Here is a 2,396-nt window from a genome sequence, read left to right as displayed (position 1 = left end):
CGTCTTCCTGACGGTCGGCGCGGCGCGCGTCTTCGGCGGCCACCGCGACCGCGCGCTGACGCTGGCCCTCGCCGCGGGGCTCGCCGCGCTGTGCATCCACGAGATCGCCGAGTTCTCGCTGCAGTTGCCCGGCGTCGCCGTTCCCGCGGCGTTCCTCGCCGGCGCGCTGCTCGCGCCGCTCCTCTGGCATCCCGCCCCGGCGGAGCGGATCCCGTCCAAGCCGGGGGCGGCGCGCGGAATCGTCCTCGCCGCGCTCGCCGCGGGACTCGCCGTCCTCGGACTCGCCACGTTCTGGACGGCGCGCACGTTCGGCGCCGGCACGCTCCGCGCCCTGCCCGCGTTCGCCTCCCCCGACCAGCTGCGCGAGTACTCGCAGGCCGAGACGCAGGAGGTCCTCGCGCGCCTCGGCGACCGCGCCCCCGGCGCGGCGGAGACCCGCCGGCTCGGCCTCGCCTACCTCGCCGCGCAGCGCGCCGCCGCGCGCGCTCCGCTGCGCGCCGACGCGCAGATCGCCGCCTGGGAGAGCGGCGAGGCGCTGAGCCTCGCGCTCGGCGACCGCGCCCCCGCCGGCGCGCCGGAGGCGCTGCGCCACTATCTCGAACGCGCCTCGGCGCTCGATCCGGCGAACCGGCCGCTGCGGCTGCGCGTCGGCCGCTACTGGCTGGCGCTCGGCGACCGCGCGCGCGGGTTCGCGCAGTTCCGCCGCCTGCTGGCGATGGACGCGTCGTTCGCGCCGGCGGTCTACGACACCCTCGGCGGCAAGGACGCGGCGCTCGAGGACCTGCTCGCGGCGACGCCGAACAAGCCGGGGGCGGCGCTCGCCCTCGGGCTCTACCTGCGCGGCACGCGCCAGGACCTCGCCGGGGCGCAGATGGTCTTCGAGCGCGCCGTGGCGCGGAACCCCGAGGACCCGGCGCTGCGGCGCGAGCTGGCGGGCACGTACCTCTGGCGCCAGCGGCCGGACCTCGCGCTGGCGACGCTCGACGCGCGGCCGCTTCCGCCGAAGAGGAACGACCGCTACAACGCGGTGCAGCTGCGGATCAGCACGTTGCTCGCGCTGAAGCGTCTCGACGAAGCGGAGGCCGCGCTCGGCGAGATGGCCCGCCTCGGCGCCTCGCCGCGCTACGGCCTGCTCGTCCGCGGGCAGATCGCCGGCGCGCGCGGCGATTCGGCCGCGGCCTCGCGCCTCTACGCCGAGGCGCTCGACCACCCGGCCGGCATGACGAAGTGGGAGCGGCTGCAGCTGCTGCTCGCCGTCGCGCGGGAGGAGAACCGGCAGGGGCACGTCAGCCAGGCGCTCGCCGGCTACCGCAAGGTGCAGGAGGCCGACCCGAACAACGCCGAGGCGAGGGCCTTCTTCGCGCAGCTCGATCCGGGAAAGCGCTGAGCGGCGCGCCGCCGCTCAGCGTTCGCCCGCGGCGCCCGAGACGCGCTCGACCGCCGCGCGCAGCGCGGCGCGCAGCTGATCGAACTCGAACGGCTTCTGCAGGAATCCGGCCGGCGGCGGGTCGCCGACGCGCCGGCGCGCCTCCGCTTCGGAGAAGCCGCTGACGACGACGACCGGCAGGTCGGGACGCGCCGCGGCGATGCGCCGGAAGAGCTCGGGTCCGGACAAACCGGGCATCGTCAGGTCGATCAGCGCCGCGGCCAGATCGTCCCGCCGCGCGTCGAAGATCGCCGCCGCCTCCGTCCCGTCGGCCGCGGGCAGCGCGTCGAAGCCGAGGCGTTCGACCATTCGCCGCGCGACCTCGCGCACCAACGGCTCGTCGTCCGCGATCAGCACCGTGCCGCGTCCGCGCCAGAACGACGACGGAGCGCGCGCCGCCGCGGAGTCGGCGTCGCCGGCGGAGAGCGGGAGGTAGACCGTGAACGTCGTTCCCGCGCCCGGCGCGCTCTTCACGTCCAAGAGTCCGCCGTGGCCGCGGACGATCCCCAGCGTCGCGGCGAGCCCGAGGCCGCGCCCCGCGAACTTCGTCGTGAAGAACGGGTCGAAGATCCGCGCCAGCGTCTCCTCGTCCATCCCGCAGCCGGTGTCGGCGACCTCGAGGAAGGCGTAGTCGCCAGGATCGCGGCGCTCCCGCGTCCACTGGTCCACCAGCGCGTCGCCGTCGAGGGCGCGGACTCCCGTCGCGACGCGCACCGTTCCGCCCTCGCCGCCGAGCGCCTCGCCGGCGTTGATCACGAGGTTCATCGCCACTTGGACGATCTGCGCCGCGTCGCCGCGGATCGCCGGCGTCTCGGGCGCGAGGTCGAGCTCCAGCTTCGCGCTCTTCGGCACCGCCGCCTCGACGAGATGGGCGACCTCGGCGACCGTCCGCGAAAGGTCGAGCGACGCGCGCGCCCCGCCGCCGCGCCCGGCGAAGTCGAGCATCTGCCGCACGAGCAGCGCCGCGCGC

The 2,396-nt window shown here is 76.5% G+C and carries 2 protein-coding genes; one reads left to right on the top strand and one right to left on the bottom strand.

What is annotated here, in order from left to right; all coding sequences use genetic code 11:
- Positions 1-1,387 (top strand): tetratricopeptide repeat protein (locus LLG88_08445; protein MCE5246932.1); only part of this gene is annotated, 1,387 nt, incomplete at its 5' end.
- 15 nt (positions 1,388-1,402) lie between these two features.
- Here LLG88_08445 and LLG88_08440 read toward each other — a convergent pair.
- A partial coding sequence (locus LLG88_08440; protein MCE5246931.1) for a response regulator occupies positions 1,403-2,396 on the bottom strand: 994 nt, incomplete at its 5' end.

The organism is bacterium (assembly GCA_021372775.1).
Lineage (GTDB): Bacteria > Acidobacteriota > Polarisedimenticolia > J045 > J045 > JAJFTU01.
Note: the sequence above shows the minus strand (reverse complement) of the source record. Positions and strands in the feature narration are given on the sequence as shown.